Origin of the sequence: Martinezella calliandrae (assembly GCF_030272695.1) — a bacterium.
GTDB classification, from domain to species: Bacteria; Pseudomonadota; Alphaproteobacteria; order Rhizobiales; family Rhizobiaceae; genus Rhizobium; species Rhizobium calliandrae.
The window spans coordinates 1-267 of the sequence record NZ_JARFYN010000256.1; the positions used below are offsets into that span (position 1 = coordinate 1).

A 267-nucleotide genomic window follows, 5' to 3' on the forward strand; every position below is an offset into this window, starting at 1 on the left:
CTTCACCTGCTCGTCGTTGCGGCCGAGGAACTCCAGATTGCCGTCCGGCAGATAACGTCCGAGGTCACCGGTCTTGTACAGCCGATCGCCTTCTACAAAGGGACTGGCGATGAACCGCTCGGCCGTCAGCTCCGGCCGGTTGAGGTAGCCGCGGGCAACGCCGGCCCCGCCAATATAAAGCTCGCCCACCGCCCCGAACGGCACCGGTGCACCATGACCGTCCAGCAGGTAGAGCCGCGTGTTGGCGATCGGACGGCCGATCGGGAC

General features: G+C 65.9%; 1 protein-coding gene. It reads right to left on the reverse strand.

Annotated elements, in window-relative coordinates; all coding sequences use genetic code 11:
• A partial coding sequence (locus tag PY650_RS37000) for an AMP-binding protein (RefSeq protein WP_285885076.1) occupies window positions 1-267 on the reverse strand: 267 nt, incomplete at both ends.